This window comes from Treponema sp. UBA7567 (assembly GCF_002476655.1).
GTDB lineage: Bacteria > Spirochaetota > Spirochaetia > Treponematales > Treponemataceae > Treponema_D.
This window is the reverse complement of the sequence record NZ_DLLH01000005.1, coordinates 20,423-22,074: the sequence shown is the minus strand read 5'-3', so window position 1 is coordinate 22,074 and position 1,652 is coordinate 20,423. Positions and strand designations below refer to the sequence as shown.

1 pseudogene is annotated in these 1,652 nt (G+C 39.1%); it reads right to left on the bottom strand.

Features of this window, described 5'->3' with window-relative positions:
* Nucleotides 1-79 precede the first annotated feature (79 nt).
* Nucleotides 80-1,652, bottom strand: a pseudogene (locus tag B3Y13_RS00385) (alpha-amylase); the annotation flags it as partial.

The following is a 1,652-nucleotide window of genomic DNA, read 5'->3' as shown; positions in this document are numbered from 1 at the left end:
CTTTGCACCGGCTTCGCCGCCTTCCGTGTTCCTGGCGCATCAGCTTGCTAACCGTCAAATCCTCATAAAAAATTCAGTTTTATTCTTTTTTTGCCGTCTTTTTTTTAGTTTTTACAGATTTTTCATCTTTTTTTGATGCTTTCGCAGTTTTTTTCTTTTTTGGAGCAAAAGTTTTCAAGAAATTCTCGCACTTGTATTCAGATTTTTTCTGAGCGCTGTCGAGATTCTTAAAAATTTTTTTGATTTTTTCTGTCAGAGCTTTTGATGTTCCCTCCAAAAGAATTTCTTCGGCTTCTTTTAGTGCATTTTCCATCATCTCTTTGTTAAACCATTTTACGCCGTCAAATTCGTTTGTTCCTGTCAAACTCTTGCTGTATTCTGAACTTACAAGCAGTTTTGCAAGCGAAAGTTCATCAATTTTTGCGCTTTTAAAAATAAATGTTTTTTCAAAGAAACTGTACGAACCTTCGATTTTTTCTGCAATCTTGCGCTGCAAATTCCAGTTTAAGCATAATCCCGTTTTTGAGAGCGGTTCAAGCAAAATCAAAATCTGTTTTTTGAGCCTCAGGCTGCTGTCTTTTTTCTGAACCGGCGCCAGTTTTATTGCCGGAAGCTTGATTTTTTTCTTTGCCGGTGCAAATTTTTCAGCAGTTTTATAGAACTCTCTTAGCGGCGCCTCAAGTTTGAGCTTAAGTTCACTGCTAGAAGGCTTTTTGTTTTCTTCAAAGAATTTTACGGTTTCGTCCAGCAAAGCGCCGAATTTTTCATAGATTTCCTTAAAATGCAGTTCTTGCCAGGCAATTTTTAAGTCTGGAGTTCCGCTTCCATTCAAAAAGTTGCAAAGTTCTTCAAGTTTTCCGTCGCTGTCTTTTTTCTGCTCAATGTTCATAAAGACCTGAGTTTCAAAACCGTTCAGAGCAATAAACATTCCATGTTCGCAAATATCCTTTGAGCGTCTTATGTACCATTTTGCAGAGCGCTGTTCGTAAAAAATTACAAAACTGCCGGCTTGTGCATTCAGTCCCAAACCTTCGGAAAGTGAGCGCGAAACAAGCTTTTTGTCGTTTTCGCCAGAACCTGTTTTTACGGCATATTCGCACGACTGTTTTATCCAGCCGGCCGCACGTTCGTATTTGTTGTTGTAGAAAACGAGTGTATATTCGTGTCCGCAACGGTTTGAATAAGCAAAGACGTTTTCGTTTACGCTTCCGTTGTTCCAGACATCGTAGAACAAAAAGTCTTCAACTCCTGCAAACAGATAGCGTTTTTTGAGAAGAGGGAAAATTTCGTGGTTATGCCGGTCAATTAAATACTGGTCAGGAGATTCGTCGCGGTAAGAGCGCATGTATTCCATTCCGTATTTTTCTTCAAAACCTTCAATCTGTCCGTGTCCAAACATTGGCAGCCCAGGCATTGTTATCATAAGCGTGCAGACGCCAAAATATTTGTCGCCTTTTCCAAACTGGGCAACTGCCGTTTCTTCGTCCGGATTGTTCATAAAATTTACATAACGCTTTAAAATCTGCGGATCAAAGGCAATCGTGTTTTTTACTGTCGAACGATACTTAAAGTTTTCTTCTTTTTTAAGCATGTTCATAAATGCTGAATTATAAACTCGGTGCATTCCAAGTGTTCGTGTAAAATATCCTTCC